A 21,254-nucleotide genomic window follows, 5' to 3' on the forward strand; every position below is an offset into this window, starting at 1 on the left:
TCGCGCCCGTTTCTAACGAGCGCGGACAAAGCCAATCGTTTTGAACGATTAAAAGTAAAACAATAGAATCGTCAATTTATTCAGGCATCGATTTTAACGAGTGCCGGCAAAAATTTGATCAATAAAGAATAATAAAACACATATATAATGAAGAGAGCGAATATCCTGGTTGTTTTTTTAACCCTTTTTGTGCTGAACGGATCGGCACAGACCAAAAAAACTGTTTCGGCAGAAGAAGCAAAGATGAATACCTTCATCAGCAACCTCATGGCGAAAATGACCGTTGATGAAAAAATAGGTCAGTTAAATTTGCCAAGTTCGGGTGATATTACTACAGGACAAGCTAACAGTAGCGACATCTCAAAAAAAATTAAAGCCGGACAAGTTGGGGGGTTATTCAACATTAAAGGTGTAGATAAGATTAAAGCGGTGCAAAAAATAGCGGTAGAAAGCAGCCGTATGAAAATTCCATTGCTATTCGGAATGGATGTGATCCATGGGTACAACACCGTTTTCCCGATTCCTTTAGGTGTTAGCTGTATTTGGGATATGGCAACCGTACAAAAATCGGCCCGTGTAGCTGCTATAGAAGCCAGCGCAAGTGGAATTAACTGGACCTTCTCCCCTATGGTCGATATCTCCAGGGATCCACGCTGGGGACGCATCTCTGAAGGAAGTGGGGAAGACCCTTATTTAGGTTCGCAAATTGCCGCCGCTATGGTGAAAGGTTATCAGGGAAAACTCCGGGCCAATAACGAGATTTTAGCCTGTGTAAAACATTATGCGCTTTATGGTGCTGCTGAAGCAGGCAGAGACTATAACACAACTGATATGAGCAAAGTGCGGATGTACAACGAATATTTCCCACCCTATAAAGCTGCTGTTGCTGCCGGTGCAGCAAGCATTATGGCTTCCTTTAACGAAGTGGATGGTATCCCTGCTACGGGAAGCAAATGGCTAATGACAGATGTTTTGAGAAATCAATGGGGTTTTAAAGGTTTTGTGGTTACCGATTATACCGGAATTCCTGAAATGATTGCACATGGTATGGGCGATCTGCAAACTGTTTCCGCCCTGGCGCTGAATGCCGGCATTGACATGGACATGGTAGGTGAAGGCTTTTTAGGCACTTTAAAAAAATCATTGGCGGAGAAAAAAGTAGACATCGCACAAATAAACCGTGCCTGCCGCTTAGTGCTTCAGGCCAAATACAAACTGGGGCTGTTTACAGATCCTTATAAATTTTGCAATACAGAAAGAGCAGAAAAAGAGGTTTTTAGCCCGGCTAACCGTCAGGTGGCACGCGAAGTTGCAACAGAAAGTTTCGTGCTGTTGAAAAATAACAATAATCTACTTCCCTTAAAAAAATCAGGTACCATTGGTTTAATCGGTCCTTTGGCAGATAATACCGCTAATATGTATGGTACCTGGAGTGTTGCCGCACTTTTTGACAAGTCGGTAACGGTACTACAAGGTTTAAAAAATGTATTGGGTGATAAAGCAAAAATATTAACTGCACGCGGTGCAAACTTCCTGGCAGATTCTGCTATGGAGCAGCGTTATGTAAACATCCACAACCCAACATACAAACGTGATCCACGTACCGAAGCTGAAATGATTAAAGAAGCTTTAGAAGTGGCAAAAAAATCGGATGTTATTGTAGCCACTATTGGAGAAGGTTCTGAATTTACAGGCGAAAGCAGCAGTGTAACCGATATCCAGATTCCTGAAACACAGAAAAACCTTTTAAAAGCTTTGGCTAAAACTGGTAAACCTGTGGTATTGGTCCTGTTTACAGGTCGTCCGTTGGCATTAAATTGGGAACAGCAAAATATACCGGCAATTTTAAATGTTTGGTTTCCGGGTAGTGAGGCAGGAAATGCAATTGCCGATGTCCTCTTCGGGGATGTTAATCCCTCAGGCAAACTGAGCGCAACTTTTCCTCAAAATGTAGGTCAGGTGCCGTTGTATTATGCCCATAAAAATACCGGCCGCCCATTGGCTGAAGGTAAATGGTTCGAAAAATTCCGGTCCAACTATTTAGATGTAAGTAATGATCCATTGTATCCTTTTGGTTTTGGTTTAAGCTATACAACATTTAATTATAGCGATGTTAAACTGAGTGCCAATACCTTAAGCAAAGGAAAATCGATCACAGCATCGGTTACTTTAAGCAACACCGGTAAATATGACGGTAAAGAAGTTGTTCAATTGTACATTCAGGACCTTGTTGGAAGCATTACCCGTCCGGTTAAAGAGTTAAAAGGCTTCCAAAAGATAAATTTAAAAGCTGGAGAAAGCAAAACGGTTACATTCAATATTTCCGAAAACGACCTTAAATTTTACAATTCTGATTTAAAATTCGCTGCAGAACCTGGCGATTTCAAGGTATTCATCGGTACAAATTCCCGCGATGTAAAAGAAGCATCTTTTACATTGAAATAAAGAAAATTAGGTTCGGTTATCAACCCTGAGCTATTGTAAAGTAGCCAGGGTTTTTTATTTTTGCTGACTGAACGATCAGTATCTCAAAAAGCACAGCTATTAATTAAGCCCTATGATCACTTCGTTTCTAATATAAACCAATCAACTTACACGCTCGAAAACCAGACGTAATCAAGTACAATTAGTAAACAAACAGATGAAAAAGATTATTCTAACAATTTGCATTCTTTTTCCTGTACTCTTTTTAAATGCTCAGGACTTAAAAAAATATGACAGGGGAAGTTTTATTAAAGGAAAGGATTCTATTTACTACAGGGTTTTATTTCCGGAGAATTTTAATCCCGACCAGAAATACCCGATCGTTTTCTTTTTACACGGAAGCGGAGAAAGGGGCAGTGATAACACCAGTCAACTGGTACATGGTGGAAAATTATTTTTAAGAAATGATATAAGGAAAAATTTCCCTGCAATAATCGTTTTCCCCCAATGTCCGCAAAACGATTATTGGGCTAACGTTAATATTGAGAAAAATGCCAATGGCAAAAGAACGTTCAGTTTTGTAGAAGGAGGTAAACCAACCAAAATAATGCATGCCTTACAGGGAATGATCAAAGATTATCTTAAAAAACCCTATGTAAACAAAGATCAGGTTTATGTTGGCGGCCTATCAATGGGCGCTATGGGTACCTATGAATTGTTGAGGAGAGAGAGGCGTAAATTTGCGGCAGCCATTGCTATCTGTGGTGGCGACAATACCAATAATATTAAAAAGTATAGAAAAATACCGCTTTGGATTTTTCATGGTGCTAAAGATGATATTGTAGATCCGGCATTATCTATGGCCATTGCCGAACGGCTAAAAAGTATTGGTGGAGAGGTTAAATTCACGCTGTACCCTAACGCAAACCACAACAGCTGGGATAATGCATTTGCCGAACCAGAGTTATTGAGCTGGTTGTTTTCGCATAAGAAATAATAAGTTAATCGAAAACCCTGCAAGTAACCCTTACCTGTAGCGCAACATAAAGCTTGCGGACTAAACCGAGCCTTAAACGAGCGCACCGAAGGTAATTTATTTCGTTTTTTTTATTTGGCTAGATGCTGATACACCCGTCCAACCGACCAGAAGTTCTGCAGGACGTCTAAATTTAAAAGTCGCAGGTAGAATCACTTTTCAGGTAAAAGAATTGGAAAGCAGGGTTCGGTAAGTGATCGGTTTCGATAGCCCTGCCATCCACTTTACTCGCCCCAATTGAAAAAATTGATGCTCCTGCCCGCTCCTGTCAGGTTTAACTAACCCGGGCTAACCTAAGTAACCTAGACCCGACAAAATGTAAAGCCCGGAGGCTGAGGAACGAGGCCTAGGACTTGAAATGATGGCGGGACTGCTGTAACCGAAATGCACAGGTTTTGCTCTTCAAAAAATAGAAATTATAAAAAAGCCTGAAGAAAAAATCTTCAGGCTCTTGTAAAATATCAATTCCTATTACTCTGCCATATTGTGGTAAACTGCCTGCACATCATCATCTTCTTCCAACTTATCGATTAGTTTCAATACATCAGCAGCCTGCTCTTCAGTCACCTCATGGTGAGATAAAGCAATGCGCTCTAATTTTGAACTTTTCAACTCAATACCTTTCTCTTCCAGCGCTTTCTGCAAAGAACCAAAGTTTTCGAAAGCACCCTGCGCCACCACGATATCGTTTCCTTCCTCGTCGGCCTCCACATAGAGCTCTTCCAAACCAGCATCAATTAATTCGAACTCTAATTCTTCCAGATCCAAACCTTCTACAGGTACAAAACGGAAAATAGATTTACGGTTAAAAACAAAATCAAGCGATCCGGTTTTCCCCAGGGTACCGTTTGTTTTATTAAAATAACTACGTACGTTTGCGACCGTACGGTTGGTATTGTCAGTAGCTGTTTCAATTAAAACGGCTACACCATGTGGTGCATACCCTTCGTATACAATTTCCTCATAGTTAGCCATCGATTTATCAGAAGCACGTTTAATTGCGGCCTCTACCCTATCTTTTGGCATATTTACCGCTTTGGCATTTTGTATCGCTGTACGTAAGCGGGAGTTGGTTTCCGGATGAGGTCCTGATTCCTTTACCGCCATTACAATATCTTTACCAATACGCGTAAACTGAACCGCCATTTTGGCCCAACGCTTAAATTTTCTCTCTTTTCTAAATTCGAATGCTCTTCCCATTATTTTAGTATTGAGATATGAGATGTGCGAGGTGAGGCCTTACGCCTTCAACCTTCTACCTATATCTTATTTTTTTAAATTATTTAACATATCAATTGTAAGTTTCGATAAATCGAATGCTGGTTTCCATCCCCAGTCTTTTGCTGCATAACTATCGTCAATAGAACGTGGCCAGCTGTTTGCAATTTTTTGACGGGGATCGTTATCGCTGTAAGTCAGCGTAAAATCCGGAATATGTTTTCTGATTTCAGCGGCCAAAACTTCAGGTGTAAAACTTACCCCTGCAAAATTATAGCTGCTACGCACTGAAATCTGGTCTGCAGGAGCATCCATTAGCTCAATTGTTCCGCGGATCGCATCATCCATGTACATCATAGGCAGCTCTGTTTCTGCATTTAAAAAACTTTGATAACTGCCTTTTTTTAATGCGTCATGAAAAATGTGGATCGCATAATCCGTCGTTCCCCCTCCCGGAGCAGCTTTCCAGCTAATGAGTCCCGGATAACGGATGCTACGAACATCCAATCCATATTTTTGGTTATAATATTCACACCAGCGCTCACCTGCCAGTTTACTGATTCCGTAAACCGTATTTGGATCCATGATGCAATATTGTGAAGTACGATCTTTTGGCGAATTTGGTCCGAATACAGCGATAGAACTTGGCCAATATACTTTTGCCGTTTTATATTCTAGGGCTAAATCTAACACATTTAACAAACCGTTCATATTTAAATCCCAGGCTAGTTTTGGGTTTTGCTCACCGGTTGCCGATAATAATGCCGCCAGGAGGTAAACTTGTGTGGGTCTGTATTTATGGAAAATGCCATTGATCATTTCTTTATCAAGTACATTCACAAATTCGAAAGGTGCAGAGTTTTTGATATCATAATCCGGCCTGCGTATATCGCACGCCACAACGTGATCATCACCATATATTTTACGTAACGTCGTTACTAACTCGGTACCAATTTGACCGTTAGAACCTAAAACAACAATTTTTTCCTGCATATTTTTTTTGAGATTGAGCAAAGGTAAAAAAATGAGATAAAAGGCAATAAAATATTTTAAGATGACGTTTAAACCTTTAATATATAAACCGGGAAGTTTATTGACCGGATAAAGGATCAGATCAAGAAAAAATGCTAACCAAAAACTACCAACTCAGTCTGATGAACTTTAATCAATTGTGATTTATAAAACCGCTAAATTAAAAGCCACGTTATACCTGATTTTTGCCTGAAAAATCTTCATTTTTTGATTTATAGATCAAAAACCAATTTATATATACTAAATGTATTTTTTACACCAAGTAAAATTTAAATAAAAACACCTTTTAAAACGTCGCTGAGCCACAAATTAAACTCTATTTAGAATAATTCTACTCAGTAACAATCATATTTCATACTGTTAATTTAATTTAAATAATTCATTCTTTACGCTATATTTTTGCTAATATTACTAACTCAACACATAAGTAACCAAAATATAAAATCATAAATACGATGCACAGAAGAGAAGCACTCAAAAACGTTGCATTTTTGCTGGGTGGAGCAATCTCGGCAAGTACAATGGGCGTGTTATTTGAAAGTTTTACGCTCCCCGAAAATGAAAAAAACTTTGTAAACTATTCACTGGAAGACGAAAAGATTTTTGCTGAATTTGCTGATATTATCGTTCCTACAACCAAATCATCTGCAGGGGCCAAAGCAGCGGGATTAGGTAAGTTTATTCCGATGATGATGAAAGATTGTTACCCTGCCAGTATGCAAACTTCCTTTGCAAAAGGCTTTAAAGATCTTCAGGCAAAATCGATGAAAGATTTTGGCAAAAGTTATCTTGCGTTAACACCTGCCGACCGCACAAAGCTAATGATCGATTTGAGAGCTATCGCACTTGCTCAGAAAGAAAGCAAATCAGAAGACAATAAAGATTTAGCTTATTTTTTCATCACAGCAAGAGATTTAACCCTGCTCGGTTACTATTCTTCAGAAATTGGTTGTACCAAAGCAAGGGAATATGTCCTTATTCCGGGCCGCTATGATGGCAACGCGCCTTTAAAACCTGGCCAAAGATCCTGGGCTACCTCCTAACAACAACTACAAAACATCATGAATTTAAATACGAATTTAAAAGCAGAAAATACTTACGATGCTATTGTTATAGGATCGGGGATTAGTGGCGGCTGGGCTGCAAAAGAACTTACCGAGAAAGGTCTACGTGTACTGATGCTCGAAAGAGGAATGAACATTGAGCACATTACCGGTTACGAAAATGCGATGAAAAATCCATGGGATTTTAAACATGCAGGCAGGCTTACCGAAGAGCAAAAACGTACCCACCCGGTACAAAAAAGGGATTATCCATACCAGGAAGCAAACGAAAAATGGTGGGTAAACGATTTAGAATGCCCGTATACCGAAGATAAACGTTTCGATTGGTACCGTGGTTTCCATGTAGGAGGTAAATCATTGATGTGGGGCCGCCAAAGTTACCGTTTAAGCGACCACAATTTTGAAGATAATGCAAAAGATGGTCATGGAAACGACTGGCCGATCCGCTATGCAGAACTTTCTCCTTGGTACGATTATGCAGAACGTTTTGCGGGTATCAGTGGCTCTAACGAAAACTGGCCAACTTGCCCGGACGGGCAGTTCCTGCCTCCGATGGATTTAAACATTGTAGAAAAATCGGTAAAAGCGCGGATAGAAGAACATTATAAAAGAGAACGGATTATGATGATTGGCCGTGTGGCTAACCTCACCGTTCCACACAAAGGCCGTGGCAATTGCCAATACAGAAACCTGTGCAGCCGCGGTTGTCCGTTTGGCGCCTACTTTAGTACGCAGTCTTCAACCCTGCCTGCGGCAATGGCAACCAAACGTTTAACTTTGCGGCCATACTCGATCGTAAATCATATCATATATGATAAAGATACAAAGAAGGCTAAAGGCGTAATGGTTATCGATGCAGAAACCAATAAAACGATGGAGTTTTATGCAAAAATCGTTTTTGTAAACGGTTCTACATTAGCTTCTACATTTATTCTATTAAATTCAACATCAGATGCACATCCAAACGGATTGGGCAATGGCAGTGGCCAGTTGGGTCATAACCTAATGGATCACCATTTCCGTTGCGGTGCATCCGGAGAGGCTGAAGGCTTTGATGATAAATACACCTACGGCCGCCGTGCAAATGGTATTTATGTACCAAGATATCAAAACATTGGTAACGATAAACGTGATTACCTACGCGGTTTCGGCTATCAGGGTGGCGCAAGCAGAAGCAACTGGCAAAATGATGTTGCCGAGTTATCATTTGGGGCAGATCTGAAACAAAAAATGACCACTCCTGGAAAGTGGACCATGGGATTGGGCGGTTTCGGGGAAATGTTGCCTTACTACGAAAACAAGGTTTACATTGATAAAACCAAAAAAGATAAATGGGGTCAGCCTGTGTTGGCAATTGATTGCGAATACAAAGAGAACGAGAAAAAAATGCGTGTGGATATGATGAATGACGCTGCTGAAATGTTAGAAAGAGCAGGCATAAAAAATATCAGAACATATGATAATGGCTGCTATCCGGGCATGGCGATCCACGAAATGGGTACTGCCAGAATGGGTAACGATCCAAAAACTTCAGTACTCAACAAATGGAACCAGATGCACGAAGTGAACAATGTTTTTGTAACCGATGGATCGTGCATGCCGTCAATCGCTTGCCAAAATCCTTCGTTAACATTTATGGCGCTAACTGCGCGTGCTGCTGATTATGCAGTAAAAGAACTAAAGAAAAAGAATATCTAGAAAGGGTTTAAGGTAGAAGGTTTAAGGTGTAAGGTTAAAAACCCTATGCCCTAAACCTTTAGCCCTATACCCCATAATTCAAACATGAAAAGAAAATTAAGAATGGGCATGATAGGCGGTGGAAAAGACGCCTTTATCGGTGCCGTACACCGTTTGGCCGCTAACATGGATGGCCTGATCGAATTATCTGCCGGAGCGCTAAGTGTAAATCCTGAAGTTGGATACGAATCTGGAAAAATGCTTTTTCTTCCCGATAACAGGATTTACAACAACTATGAAGAAATGCTGACCAAAGAAAGTGAGTTGCCAGCAGATGAAAGAATAGATTTTGTAACCATTGTTACCCCAAACTTTGCCCACTTTGCCCCAGCAATGATGGCATTGGACAAAGGATTTAACGTTGTGATTGAGAAACCAATGACGTTAACTTTAGAGGAAGCAAAAGAACTTCATGCTAAAGTGGAAGAAACGGGATTAACCCTTTGTTTAACCCACACCTACTCGGGATATCCGATGGTTAAGCAAGCCAAACAAATGGTAAGCGAAGGCAAATTAGGTGCTATCCGTAAAATTGTAGTAGAATATCCGCAAGGCTGGTTAAGCACACTTTCTGAACGCGAAGGCAATGCGCAGGCAGCCTGGCGTACCGACCCTTCTAAAACTGGTAAAAGTGGTTGTATGGGCGACATTGGTACACATGCAGCACACCTTGCCGAATATATTTCGGGATTAAAAATCACTAAAATTTGTGCCGATTTAAATATTGTAGTACCCGGCAGAGCCATTGATGATGACGGTAACGTACTCTTAAAATTCGATAATGGCGCCAATGGCGTACTGGTGGCCTCACAAATTGCTGCCGGCGAAGAAAACGCATTGAAAATCAGGGTTTATGGCGAAAAAGGTGGCTTAGAATGGCACCAGATGGAACCCAATACCATGATTGTAAGATGGTTAGACGCACCAGCCCAGATCTACAGAACAGGTAACGGCTATATGGATAGTTTTGCAAAACACAATACCCGTACACCGGGCGGCCACCCTGAAGGTTATTTAGAGGCTTTTGCCAATATCTATAAAAACTTTGCACTTACTGTAGATGCAAAATTAAACAATGAACAACCTACGGCAGAAATGCTTGATTTCCCCGGAACCTCAGATGGAATCAGAGGAATGGCATTTATTGAAAATGTAGTGGCTTCTGGCCAATCAGACCAAAAATGGTTCGACTATAAAATATAACAACCCGGCATGACTACAATAAAAGGACCAGCTGTATTTTTAGCACAGTTTATAAGTGACGAAGCGCCATTTAATTCACTAGACAGCATTTGCAAGTGGGCTGCAGATTTAGGATTTAAAGGCATCCAGATGCCGACCCTTGATACCCGCTTTATTGATCTTAAACAAGCAGCAGAAAGTAAAACCTATGCTGATGAGTTAAAAGGTAAGATTGCAACCTACGGTTTGGAAATAACCGAACTGTCAACACACCTGCAAGGTCAGTTGGTTGCCGTTCACCCTGCTTACGATGATTTATTTGATGCTTTTGCGCCAAAAGATGTACATAAAAACCCAAAAGCCAGAACGGAATGGGCTGTACAACAGATGAAATATGCTGCACAGGCATCGCAGAACCTGGGTTTAAATGCACATGCAACGTTTAGTGGCTCATTGTTATGGCAATATTTTCACCCCTGGCCTCAACGTCCGGCCGGATTGGTTGAAGAAGGTTTTGCAGAACTGGCAAAACGGTGGACACCGATCTTAAACGAATTTGACCAATGTGGTGTAGACGTTTGCTACGAAATCCATCCCGGAGAGGATTTATTTGATGGTGAAACTTACGAGATGTTTCTTTCGGCAGTGAATAATCATCCGCGGGCATGCTTATTGTATGATCCATCTCACTTTGTGTTGCAACAATTGGATTACATTCAGTACATCGATTTTTACCACGAACGCATCAAAGCTTTCCATGTAAAAGATGCAGAATTTAATCCTACAGGCAAACAGGGCACTTTTGGCGGATACCAGAGTTGGGCAAACCGCGCAGGTCGCTACCGCTCGCCAGGTGATGGACAGGTTGATTTTAAAACCATTTTTAGTAAATTAGCCCAGTATGATTTTAAAGGTTGGGCTGTAATGGAATGGGAATGCTGCATTAAAAACCAGCAGGATGGCGCCCGGGAAGGTGCAGAATTTATCAAAAAGCACATTATTAATGTAACTGATAAAGCATTTGATGATTTTGCTGCATCGGGCAGTGACAGCGCTTTCAATAAAAGAATATTAGGATTATAAAAATAACAACACACAAAACACACACAACATGAAAAAAACATTTTTAATTTTAGGCGCTGTAGTCATTTTTATGGCGTCGTTTTCAAAGGCTGATTTAGCAAAAGAGAAGGCCGTGCTTGCAACAGCCACAACAACAACCCACGCTGCCTTTCAATCAAATCCGGGCGAAAAGCTGATCAATAAATCAGACTGCTTAGGCTGTCATAATAAAACCAATAAAATTATTGGCCCTGCGTACGTAGATATCGCAAAAAAATATCCGGCTACCGAAAAAAACATCAACATGTTGGCCGATAAGATTATTAAAGGTGGAACAGGTGTTTGGGGCAATATGCCGATGACCGCACATGCTACGCTTAAAAAAGATGATGCCAAACTTATGGTAAAGTATATTTTATCTTTAAAGAAAAAATAGTCGAATTTAGCTAGCAAATCGATTTACTAAATATGAAAACAGAGCATGAAAATAAAAACACGAGTAACCGCCGTGATTTTATTAAAACTTCAGCAATCGCTGCCGCTGCCTTTATGATTGTTCCGCGCCACGTTTTGGGCGGAACTGGCTATCTAGCACCGAGCGATCGCCTATTGGTTGCCGGCATTGGGGTTGGCGGAAAGGGCCAAAGCGATTTGGATATGTTTTACAAAAGCGGAAAAGCAGATATTGCTTTCCTGTGTGATGTAGACGATCGTCGCGCGGCAACTAGCGTAAAAGCTTTCCCTAAAGCAAAGTATTATAAAGATTGGCGCGAAATGCTGGATAAAGAGCATAAAAACTTCGATGCTGTCTCTGTTTCTACTCCCGATCATAACCATGCCATACAGGCTTTAGCTGCCATGCAGCTGGGTAAGCATGTTTATGTTCAAAAACCACTAACACACGATATTTATGAAGCGCGGATTCTGACCGCAGCCGCAAAAAAATATAAAGTGGTTACTCAAATGGGAAATCAAGGTGCATCAAATGATGGTCCACGCCAGATGAAGGAATGGTACGAAGCGGGTTTAATCGGCGACGTGCATACAGTTTATGCCTGGACCAACCGCCCGGTATGGCCTCAGGGTATTCCATGGCCAAATAAAAAAGCAGAAATCCCTAAAGAATTAGACTGGGATTTATGGTTGGGGACAGCTCCGGAAAAGGACTATGTAGATAAATTGGTTCCATTTAACTGGCGCGGATGGTGGGACTACGGAACAGGCGCTTTAGGCGATATGGGCTGTCACTTAATCGAAGCTCCTTTTAGCGTATTAAATTTAAAATATGCCAAAGAGGTGCAGGCCAGTGTAGGTTCTGTTTATGTGGATGAATTTAAACGCGGTTATTTCCCTGAAAGCTGCCCTCCATCAAGCCATGTTACCTTAAAATTTCCTAAAACGAATAAAACCAAAGGTGATGTTACTTTACATTGGATGGACGGTGGGATCCAGCCAGAACGCCCGGAAGAATTAGAAGCAAATGAAACCTTTGGTGATGGTGGCAACGGTACGTTATTTATCGGAACAAAAGGTAAGATGATGGCCGAAACCTATAGTGCAAACCCTAAATTATTGCCTTTAAGTAAAAACAAGGACATTAAAGTTGCACCAAAATATGCCCGGGTACCGGATGGAGCAAACGGACACTACAAGCAATGGGTTGAAGCGGCAATTGCTGGTTATGGAAAACAAGAAGTAAGTTCGCCTTTCGAAATTGCAGGTCCGTTAACGGAAGCTTTATTGATGGCCAACCTGGCCATCAGAAGTTTTGATGTACAAAAAACGGTAAATGGTAAGACCAGTTACCCGGGCCGGTATATGAAAATGCTTTGGGATAACGATAATATGAAAGTGACCAACTTTGACGAAGCAAACCAGTTTGTTAAACGCGAATATCGTAAAGGCTGGAACAATTTAACACTTTAATAATTACAAACCCGCAGATTTTAAAAAACCTACGAGGTTTAATTTAAAAAAAAATGAAAAAAATCTTTCTTTCTGCTTGCATTATGCTCGCAGTTACACAAATATCAAAAGCACAAAAGGGCTTTAAACCACTTTTCGATGGTAAAACCACAACTGGCTGGCATACTTACAACAAAACTACTGTTGGTAGTGGCTGGCAGGTTCAGGATGGTGCATTACACCTGGATTTAGCTAAGAAAGGTAAAGACGGTGGTGGCGATTTGGTTACCGATAAAGAATATGGTGATTTCCACTTAAAGTATGACTGGAAAGTAGCTCCAAAAGCAAATAGCGGCCTTATTTTTTATGTTCACGAAGAACCTAAATACCATGCTACCTATTCTACCGGCTTGGAAATGCAGGTAATCGATAATGACGGCCACCCTGATGGAAAAATCACAAAACACCGTGCCGGCGATCTTTATGACCTGGTAAAAAGTTCGTCAGAACCGGTTAAACCGGTTGGCGAGTGGAATAAAGCTGAGATCATCAGCAAAAAAGGAAAGCTAACTTTAATTTTGAACGGTGTTGAAGTAGTAAAAACAACCCTTTGGGATGATAACTGGAAAAAGATTGTTGCCGGCAGCAAATTTGCCACATGGGAAAACTGGGGAACCTTTAAAACCGGTAAAATCGCCTTGCAAGATCACGGAGACGAAGTTTGGTACAAAAACATCTCTATCAAAGAACTTTAAAAACGGAAAATGTAAGAGGGAAAATGTATAATGTGAATTACAAAATCCCTCTTACCGAATCCAGTTAAAATATTATAAAATTGTTGATGAGTTACAGGGATACGTTTCCATCATCCCTCTTACCTCAACCATCTTACATAACGACTAGCCAAATGAATAGCACTACACGCTTTAAACTTTCTGCCATGATGTTCCTTGAATTCTTTATCTGGGGAGCATGGTTTGTAACTTTAGGAGCATTCTTAAACAATAACCTGAAGGCAACCAATTCTGAAATTGGTTCCGTATTTTCAACTCAATCCTGGGGTGCTATTATTGCTCCATTTATAATAGGCCTCATCGCCGACAGATATTTTAACGCTGAAAGAATTTTAGGTGTTCTACACATTATTGGTGCGATTTTAATGTACCAGATGTATAGTGCGCCGGATGTAAGTGTTTTCTACCCTTACGTTTTAGCTTACATGATTTTGTTTATGCCAACCCTTGCGCTTGTAAACTCTGTTTCATTCAACCAAATGAAAGATGCGGAAAAAGAATTTGCTAACATCAGGGTATTTGGTACAATAGGCTGGATCATCGCTGGTTTATTGATCAGTTTTGCCTTCCACTGGGATTCTCCGGAAGGAATTCAAGCCGGATTATTAAAAAGCACCTTTCTGATGGCTGGCATCGCTTCTTTGGTATTGGGACTGTTTAGTTTTACCCTACCTGCAACTCCGCCAAAGGTTGCCAAAGACGAAAAAATAAAAGTAGGCGACATTTTAGGATTAGACGCATTGAAATTGTTAAAAGATAAAAATTTTGCTGTCTTCTTTATTTCTTCCATCCTGATCTGTATCCCGTTAGCCTTTTATTATCAAAATGCAGGCCTTTTCCTGGCTGACATCAAAGTTTCCAACCCAACAGGTAAAATGGCCATTGGTCAGGTTTCCGAAGCATTATTTCTACTTGCTATTCCTGTGTTCTTTTCAAAATACGGCTTCAAGAAAACCATTATAGTTGGTATGCTGGCCTGGGCGGTACGCTATATTCTTTTTGCTTATGGCAATGCCGGCAGCTTAAGTTTTATGCTCATTATAGGTATCGCACTCCATGGTGTTTGCTACGATTTCTTTTTTGTTTCCGGCCAGATTTACACCAACTCAAAAGCGGGAGAAAAATTTAAAAGTGCAGCTCAGGGTATTATCACCCTTGCTACCTATGGCGTTGGTATGTTAATTGGGTTTAAAGTAGCGGGCTTAATTACAGATATGTATAAAGCAGGTGATGTAACTGACTGGAAAATGGTTTGGATTATTCCAGCGGGAATTGCAGCTGCAGTTTTCTTGTTGTTTGCTTTATTATTTAACGACAAAACCAAATCAGAAGTTAAAACTGTTTAATATGACCTCTAACATCAATAGAAGAAATGCATTAAAGAATATTGTTGCAGGAACCGCAGCAGTTGGTGTTTCTTCAGGCCTCTCCGCCCTAGCCATGAACAAAACAGAATCAAACGAGCCATTCAGGCTAAAAGGAAATATCAACCATGCCGTATGCCGCTGGTGTTTTAGCAGCTTTGATGTTGATGCGCTTTGCATTGAAGCAAAAAAAATAGGAATCAAAGGAATTGATCTGGTTGGCCCGAACGATTGGCCTACATTAAAAAAGCATGGCTTAGAATCAACCATGTGCAATGGAGCCGAGATTAACTTAGTAGATGGTTTTAACGACGAAAAATTCCACGAAAAGTTAGTTCAAAATTATACCAAAATGATTCCGCTGGTGGCTGAAGCTGGTTATAAAAATCTGATCTGCTTTAGCGGAAACCGTCGTGGTAAAGATGATGAAACAGGCTGGAACAATTGCGTTAAAGGATTAAAACAGTTAATGCCACTAGCTGAAAAGCATAACGTGGTATTGGTAATGGAATTGTTAAACAGCAAAGTAAACCATAAAGATTACCAATGCGATAGAACATCGTGGGGGGCAGAGCTTTGTAAACGCTTAGGATCTGAAAACTTCAAATTGTTATATGATATTTATCATATGCAAATTGATGAGGGTGATGTGATCAGTAACATCAGGCAATACCACCAATACATTGCCCATTATCACACCGCCGGCGTACCGGGCCGTAATGAAATAGACGATACACAGGAGTTGTATTACCCTGCCATAATGAAAGCCATTGCCGAAACCGGCTTTAAAGGTTACGTTGCACAAGAATTTATACCTAAACAAGCAGATAAAATAGCGTCATTGAAAAAGGCGGTATCAATTTGCGATATTTAATCTACATTATGATATCAAGAAGAAATTTTCTAATCAACAGCAGCGTGGCTGCAGCAGCGGCACTGATCGTTCCGTCATTTGCTTTCGCAGCGGATAACAAGAGAGTTGTTGGCCTCCAGTTGTATTCTTTAAGAGATGAGTTGCCTAAAGATGTAAAAGGGACGATTGCAAAAATCGCCAAAGCAGGTTTTAAGGAAGTAGAAACCTATGGTTTTTCTATAAAGGATCAGTTTTGGGGTTTAACGCCTAAAGAATTTAAAGCTTTGTTAGATGCTCACGGTTTAAAGGCACCAAGTGGCCATTACGGCTTAGGAACTTATTTAAGTGATGGCAACACCACCGAATTAAAGGCTGCAATTGCAGCAGCGAAAGTACTGAAAAGCGAATATGTAACCATCCCCTGGTTAGATACCAGCCTCAGAAAAAATGCTGAAGATTATAAAAAAATTGCAGCCAGGATTAATGAAGCCGGAAAAATGTGCAAGGCAGCAGGTATCCGTTTGGCTTACCACAACCACAATTTTGAATTCGACAAACAAGGTGATACTACCGGTTACGAAATCCTGTTAAAAGGAACAGATAAAAAATTGGTTGATTTCGAACTCGATCTGTATTGGGTGGTACGTTCAGGAAACGATCCTTTAAAACTGTTTAAAGAAAATCCAGGCCGTTTTACCATGTGGCATGTTAAAGATATGGATAAAGCCAACCCGGCCTTAAATGCTGAAGTAGGCACCGGTTCTATAAATTTTAAACCGATTTTTGCACAAGCCAAACTTTCGGGCATGAAACATTTCTTTGTAGAACACGAAACCAACTACAAACCAAATCCGATGGAATCTGTTGCTGCAAGTTGTGCTTATATTAAAAAAGAGATTATTTAATTTAATAGATGAATTCAAGAAGGACATTCCTAAAGCAGGCAGGATTAGCGGCCGGAGCAGTATTGCTGATTCCCTCTTTTGCCTTTGATAAAGCCAGCAAAAATGTTGGTTTACAGCTCTATACTTTGCGTGGAGAATTACCGAAAGACGTAAAAGGCATTATCGAAAAAGTAGCGCAGGCCGGATACAAAGAAGTGGAAACCTATGGTTTTTCTAATGGAAAATTTTGGGGCTTAACACCTAAAGAGTTTAAAGCATTGTTAAATGCGAACGGCTTGAAAGCACCAAGTGGGCATTATGGAATGGACGAATTCTCTAAAACCGGAAAAACCGACAAATTAAAAGCAGATATCGAATCAGCAGCAGCTATTGGCGGTAAATATTTTACCATTGCAGGTGCCCATGTTGATATGGGCAAAGGTGTAGATGGCTTTAAGAAAACTGCCGACGATTTTAATAAAGTGGCTGAAATTGCCAAAGCATCGGGCTTAAAGTTTGCTTACCACAACCACGATTTCGAATTTAAGAAATTGGGCGATACTACGGGCTATGATGTTTATTTAAGCGAAACTGATAAAAACCTTGTGAATTTTGAAATGGATTTGTATTGGGTTGTCCGTTCAGGTAATGATCCATTGGCTTTGTTTAAAAAATATCCTGGCCGTTTCCCGATGTGGCACGTTAAGGATATGGACAAGGCCAAACCTGAATTAAACACCGAGGTGGGTAAAGGATCAATTGATTTTAAAAGCATTTTTGCCCAGGCAAAACTTTCAGGTATGCAACACTTTTTTGTGGAGCACGAAACCAATTATCAGCCAGATCCAATGGGCTCGATCAAAATCAGCTGCGATTATATCAAAGCCAACTTGATTTAAACTTATTCAAACCCCACAGTTTTTAAAACATGTGGGGTTTATAAAAAACGATTCCCGCTGTAAACTGCATATTGTAAACTGATATGGGCGTTTCCCAATCCCGATAAAAAATCGGGAAAGGGTCGGGCTTTCCAGGGCTCCGCTTCGCTCCGTTACCGATGAAAATATCGGCACTGAACCCTTCCAATCCCTAACGCAGACTCTCTTTCAATAAAAATCTCTTCAATGTTAGAAGGGATGACTTAGGTTAATTAAACCTGATAGAACGGCAATACTTTTTAATTGCTATGCCTATAAGTCTTGTAGCCTGCAACCGATGAAAAAAATTTATTTCGTAAATAAATTTTAGTGAATTAAAAACTGCGAGGAATCGTCATTCCCAATTCGATTGGGAATCTTAAAGCCTTTTGCATTAAGATTCCCGCCTGCGCGGAAATGACGATCTATAAAGCATCACTAAATCGAATTCACGCTTTGTTCTTAACCATATTTTCTATTGCAAACCAAAAAATTCAAACATTAAAAACAAATTTAATTGGCAACAATAGGGATATCAGCTTAATTTTTAGCATATTTGAACTTATATCAAAATAGTATAACTAATATAACAAAATTACAATGAAAGTAGCAGTAGTGGGTGCCACCGGGTTGGTTGGCACTGTCATGTTAAAAGTATTGGAGGAAAGAAATTTCCCTTTAACAGAGTTAATTCCCGTAGCATCAGAAAAGAGTGTTGGTAAGGAAATTACTTTTAAGGGTAAGAAGTTCCCGATCGTTAGCATGGATACTGCGATCAGCATGAAACCAGATATCGCTTTGTTTTCAGCAGGTGGAAATACTTCCTTAGAACATGCCCCACGTTTTAAAGAAGCCGGAACAACTGTTATTGACAACTCGTCGGCATGGAGAATGGATCCTGCAATTAAATTAATTGTACCGGAAGTGAATGCACACGAACTTTCTATCGATAACAAAATCATTGCTAACCCGAACTGTTCTACCATTCAAATGGTTGTAGTTTTAAAACCCTTGCACGATAAATACAAAATCAAACGTGTAATCGTATCTACCTACCAATCGGTTACCGGTACAGGTGTTAAAGCAGTTGAGCAGTTGATGAACGAACGCAAAGGCGTTGATGGCCCTAAAGCTTATCCATACGAAATTGATCTGAATGTACTTCCACATATTGATGTTTTCACCGATAACGGATATACCAAAGAAGAAATGAAAATGGTGAAGGAAACGAATAAAATCATGAGCGATAACAACATTAAAGTTACCGCTACTACGGTTCGGATTCCGGTGATGGGTGGTCACTCAGAATCGGTAAATATCGAGTTCGAAAATGATTTCGATTTAGCTGAAGTACGCAGTATTTTAGAAAAAGCGCCAGGCGTTATTGTTGTGGATGATGTGGCCAACCTAAAATATCCGATGCCAAAAGATGCACATGAGAAAGATGAAGTTTTTGTAGGCCGTATCCGTAGAGATGAATCGGCACCAAAAGCATTAAACCTTTGGATCGTTGCCGATAACTTACGTAAAGGTGCAGCAACCAATGCCGTTCAAATTGCCGAGTACCTGGTTCAAAAAGAACTGGTTTAATCAATAAATAACTTAAGAAAAGCCTCGATTTATTCGGGGCTTTTTTATGCGCTCCAACAATGAAACACATTCCAATTGCTTTAATATTCTCCAGACTACTTATCGGTTTTGGAATTATTCTTTTAAGCGTTTTCCATGTTAACCACTATTCCTTTTTAGCCATCACCTTATTATCCATTGGTTTGCTAACCGATGTGTTTGATGGCATTATTGCACGCAAGCTCAATATTTCATCTGAAAAATTAAGACGCTTGGACTCCAGTATAGATCAGGTATTTTTTATTTCTGTAGCAGTTGCTACCTATATCCAATGCCCGGATTTCTTTAAAACCAATCTCATCAAATTAATTATCCTTGGTGCTTTTGAGGCTTCAACTTATGTTTTAAGTTATATCAAATTTAAAAAAGAAATAGCCACACATTCTATTGGTGCTAAAATCTGGACGCTGACTATATTTGCCACCCTGGTCGAAATTATGGTACATTGCGAATCTTTTGTGCTCTTTGAAATTTGCTTTTGGCTTGGTCTGGTCACCCGCTTAGAAATACTGGCCATCGTTTTCACCCTCAAAAAATGGACGAATGATGTGCCTACCCTTTATCATGCAATAAAATTAAGGCAGGGAAAAGAAATAAAGCGAAATAAGCTGTTTAATGGCTAAACGCGAAAAACAATAAAAAAGAGATCGTAATCACTAAATTATATATAAAAAAGAGATTATAATCACCGAATTATATATAATTTAGTAATTCCCATTGCATCACAAATGAAATTTTTCAAACTCCTTTCCATCCTTCTGTCTCTCTCTTTTACACAAAGCTTTGCACAGAACAGGATTCAAAATTTAGAAAAAGCATTTAATAATCTACTGAACGACGAGCAAGCTAAACATGCCACTGTATCGCTTTGCGTGCTGGATGCCAATACCGGTAAAATGCTTTATGCCAAAAATGAGCAGGTTGGTTTGGCTACCGCTTCAACCTTAAAAACCATTACCGCCGCCACAGCATTCAGTATATTAGGAAAAGATTTTCGATATCAAACCACACTGGCTTATACGGGAACAATTACTACTGATGGAATCTTAAAAGGCAACCTGATCATTATCGGCAGCGGCGACCCAACTTTGGGTTCCTGGCGTTATCAGAACAAAGAAAATACTGTTTTAACCAACTGGGTTACGGCCATAAAAGCTGCAGGCATAAAAAAAATTGAAGGTGCTGTAATTGGTGATGGCCGTATCTTTGGCACACAAACCACGCCTGAAGGTTGGGTTTGGCAGGATATAGGAAATTATTATGGCGCAGGAACATCTGGCTTAGCCTGGCGGGAAAATCAGTTCGACATCCATCTAAAACCCGGAAACAGCACAGCAGACGAAGTAAAGGTTGTAAAAACAGTTCCGGTAACACCGTATGTACAAATTGTAAATGAACTCAAAACCGGAAGTCCGGGTTCGGGTGACCGTGCTTATGCGTTTTTTCCGCCATACAGTAATACGGCTTACCTCCGCGGAAGCTGGGGAATGGGCATTTCCAAAACGGGTATTTCAGTAGCCCTCCCCGACCCTGCTTTTGATTGTGCTTACCGTTTGCAGGATACCTTGAAGAGGCTGGGAATTTCTACCGGTCAGCAGGCCACAACAGCAAGGTTAATGACTTTGAACAATCAGGTTATTCCTTCTATTACACAGAAAATAACCACCATCAGTTCGCCAATTTTAAGCGAGATGACCTATTGGTTTTTAAAGAAAAGCATCAATTTATATGGCGAATCACTTTTGAAAACCATTGCACTCAAAATGGGTAAAGAGGCTACAACAAGTAAAGGTGCAGAAACCGAGATCAATTTCTGGGCCGGTAAGGGTATAGACAAAACGGCACTCAATATCATTGATGGCAGCGGACTTTCCCCGGGCGATCGGATTACAACTTCGGCAATGGCCAATATACTTTTCCAGATCCAAAAAGAAAACTGGTTCCCTGATTATTATAAAGCCCTACCAGAATACAATGGTATGAAAATTAAAAGCGGAACCATTAATGATGTTTCGGCCTTTGCAGGTTACCATACTGATGCGGCAGGCAATAAATACGTGGTCGTGATCAATATTAATAATTACAGCGGAAACAGTATCAACAAAAAGTTGTTTAAGGTGTTAGATGAACTAAAATAACCCCTGTTTACAACT

Annotated in this window: 18 protein-coding genes; 16 read left to right on the top strand and 2 right to left on the bottom strand. The window is 40.2% G+C overall.

Annotated features, from left to right (window positions below; all coding sequences use genetic code 11):
- Positions 1-147 precede the first annotated feature (147 nt).
- Positions 148-2,445 carry a beta-glucosidase BglX gene (gene bglX, locus ACIQXP_RS08500; protein WP_387505213.1) on the top strand — a complete coding sequence of 766 codons (2,298 nt, stop codon included), beginning with the start codon at positions 148-150 and terminating at the stop codon, positions 2,443-2,445.
- Positions 2,446-2,641: 196 nt separating this feature from the next.
- Positions 2,642-3,421 (top strand): carboxylesterase family protein, encoded by a 780-nt coding sequence (locus ACIQXP_RS08505; protein ID WP_387505214.1) that lies wholly within the window; start codon positions 2,642-2,644, stop codon positions 3,419-3,421.
- A gap of 510 nt (positions 3,422-3,931) precedes the next feature.
- On the opposite strand, the gene ACIQXP_RS08510 is transcribed toward ACIQXP_RS08505, so the two are convergent.
- Entirely contained in the window at positions 3,932-4,660 is a 729-nt protein-coding gene (locus ACIQXP_RS08510) for a YebC/PmpR family DNA-binding transcriptional regulator (protein ID WP_090986162.1), read from the bottom strand.
- Positions 4,661-4,726: 66 nt separating this feature from the next.
- Entirely contained in the window at positions 4,727-5,671 is a 945-nt protein-coding gene (locus tag ACIQXP_RS08515; RefSeq protein WP_293744299.1) for an NAD-dependent epimerase/dehydratase family protein, read from the bottom strand.
- Positions 5,672-6,165: 494 nt separating this feature from the next.
- Here ACIQXP_RS08515 and ACIQXP_RS08520 point away from each other — a divergent pair, with 494 nt between their 5' ends.
- The 14 genes from ACIQXP_RS08520 to dacB all read left to right on the top strand — a co-directional run bounded on the left by ACIQXP_RS08520 (position 6,166) and on the right by dacB (position 21,239).
- Positions 6,166-6,753, top strand: coding sequence for a gluconate 2-dehydrogenase subunit 3 family protein (locus ACIQXP_RS08520; RefSeq protein WP_293744298.1), 588 nt, complete (start codon positions 6,166-6,168; stop codon positions 6,751-6,753).
- Between the two features lie 18 nt (positions 6,754-6,771).
- Positions 6,772-8,472 carry a GMC oxidoreductase gene (locus ACIQXP_RS08525; RefSeq protein ID WP_293744297.1) on the top strand — a complete coding sequence of 567 codons (1,701 nt, stop codon included), beginning with the start codon at positions 6,772-6,774 and terminating at the stop codon, positions 8,470-8,472.
- An 84-nt stretch (positions 8,473-8,556) separates the two neighbouring features.
- Entirely contained in the window at positions 8,557-9,714 is a 1,158-nt protein-coding gene (locus ACIQXP_RS08530) for a Gfo/Idh/MocA family protein (protein WP_090986169.1), read from the top strand.
- 9 nt (positions 9,715-9,723) lie between these two features.
- On the top strand, positions 9,724-10,776 hold the full coding sequence (locus tag ACIQXP_RS08535; protein ID WP_293744295.1) for a sugar phosphate isomerase/epimerase family protein: 1,053 nt from the start codon (positions 9,724-9,726) through the stop codon (positions 10,774-10,776).
- Positions 10,777-10,804: 28 nt separating this feature from the next.
- Positions 10,805-11,191: a c-type cytochrome gene (locus ACIQXP_RS08540; protein WP_090986173.1), complete on the top strand. Its 387-nt coding sequence runs from the start codon at positions 10,805-10,807 to the stop codon at positions 11,189-11,191.
- 32 nt (positions 11,192-11,223) lie between these two features.
- The gene (locus ACIQXP_RS08545) at positions 11,224-12,681 is read left to right on the top strand and encodes a Gfo/Idh/MocA family protein (protein WP_293744294.1); all 1,458 of its coding nucleotides are present in this window, start codon (positions 11,224-11,226) and stop codon (positions 12,679-12,681) included.
- A 53-nt stretch (positions 12,682-12,734) separates the two neighbouring features.
- The gene (locus tag ACIQXP_RS08550) at positions 12,735-13,415 is read left to right on the top strand and encodes a 3-keto-disaccharide hydrolase (protein WP_090986178.1); all 681 of its coding nucleotides are present in this window, start codon (positions 12,735-12,737) and stop codon (positions 13,413-13,415) included.
- 152 nt (positions 13,416-13,567) lie between these two features.
- Complete coding sequence (locus ACIQXP_RS08555; RefSeq protein ID WP_293744293.1) at positions 13,568-14,800, top strand: nucleoside permease; 1,233 nt, start codon at positions 13,568-13,570, stop codon at positions 14,798-14,800.
- Position 14,801: 1 nt separating this feature from the next.
- Positions 14,802-15,692: a hydroxypyruvate isomerase family protein gene (locus ACIQXP_RS08560; protein ID WP_387505215.1), complete on the top strand. Its 891-nt coding sequence runs from the start codon at positions 14,802-14,804 to the stop codon at positions 15,690-15,692.
- Between the two features lie 8 nt (positions 15,693-15,700).
- The gene (locus tag ACIQXP_RS08565; protein ID WP_293744290.1) at positions 15,701-16,576 is read left to right on the top strand and encodes a sugar phosphate isomerase/epimerase family protein; all 876 of its coding nucleotides are present in this window, start codon (positions 15,701-15,703) and stop codon (positions 16,574-16,576) included.
- 8 nt (positions 16,577-16,584) lie between these two features.
- A complete protein-coding gene (locus tag ACIQXP_RS08570; RefSeq protein WP_387505216.1) occupies positions 16,585-17,454 on the top strand; it encodes a sugar phosphate isomerase/epimerase family protein in 870 nt (289 codons plus the stop codon).
- Between the two features lie 618 nt (positions 17,455-18,072).
- Positions 18,073-19,062 (top strand): aspartate-semialdehyde dehydrogenase, encoded by a 990-nt coding sequence (locus ACIQXP_RS08575; RefSeq protein ID WP_293744286.1) that lies wholly within the window; start codon positions 18,073-18,075, stop codon positions 19,060-19,062.
- Positions 19,063-19,121: 59 nt separating this feature from the next.
- A complete protein-coding gene (locus tag ACIQXP_RS08580) occupies positions 19,122-19,724 on the top strand; it encodes a CDP-alcohol phosphatidyltransferase family protein (RefSeq protein ID WP_387505217.1) in 603 nt (200 codons plus the stop codon).
- A gap of 105 nt (positions 19,725-19,829) precedes the next feature.
- Positions 19,830-21,239, top strand: a complete 1,410-nt coding sequence (gene dacB, locus ACIQXP_RS08585) for a D-alanyl-D-alanine carboxypeptidase/D-alanyl-D-alanine endopeptidase (RefSeq protein ID WP_387505218.1) — start codon at positions 19,830-19,832, stop codon at positions 21,237-21,239.
- Positions 21,240-21,254: the final 15 nt, after the last annotated feature.

This window comes from Pedobacter suwonensis (assembly GCF_044762335.1).
In the GTDB taxonomy this organism is placed as follows: Bacteria; Bacteroidota; Bacteroidia; order Sphingobacteriales; family Sphingobacteriaceae; genus Pedobacter.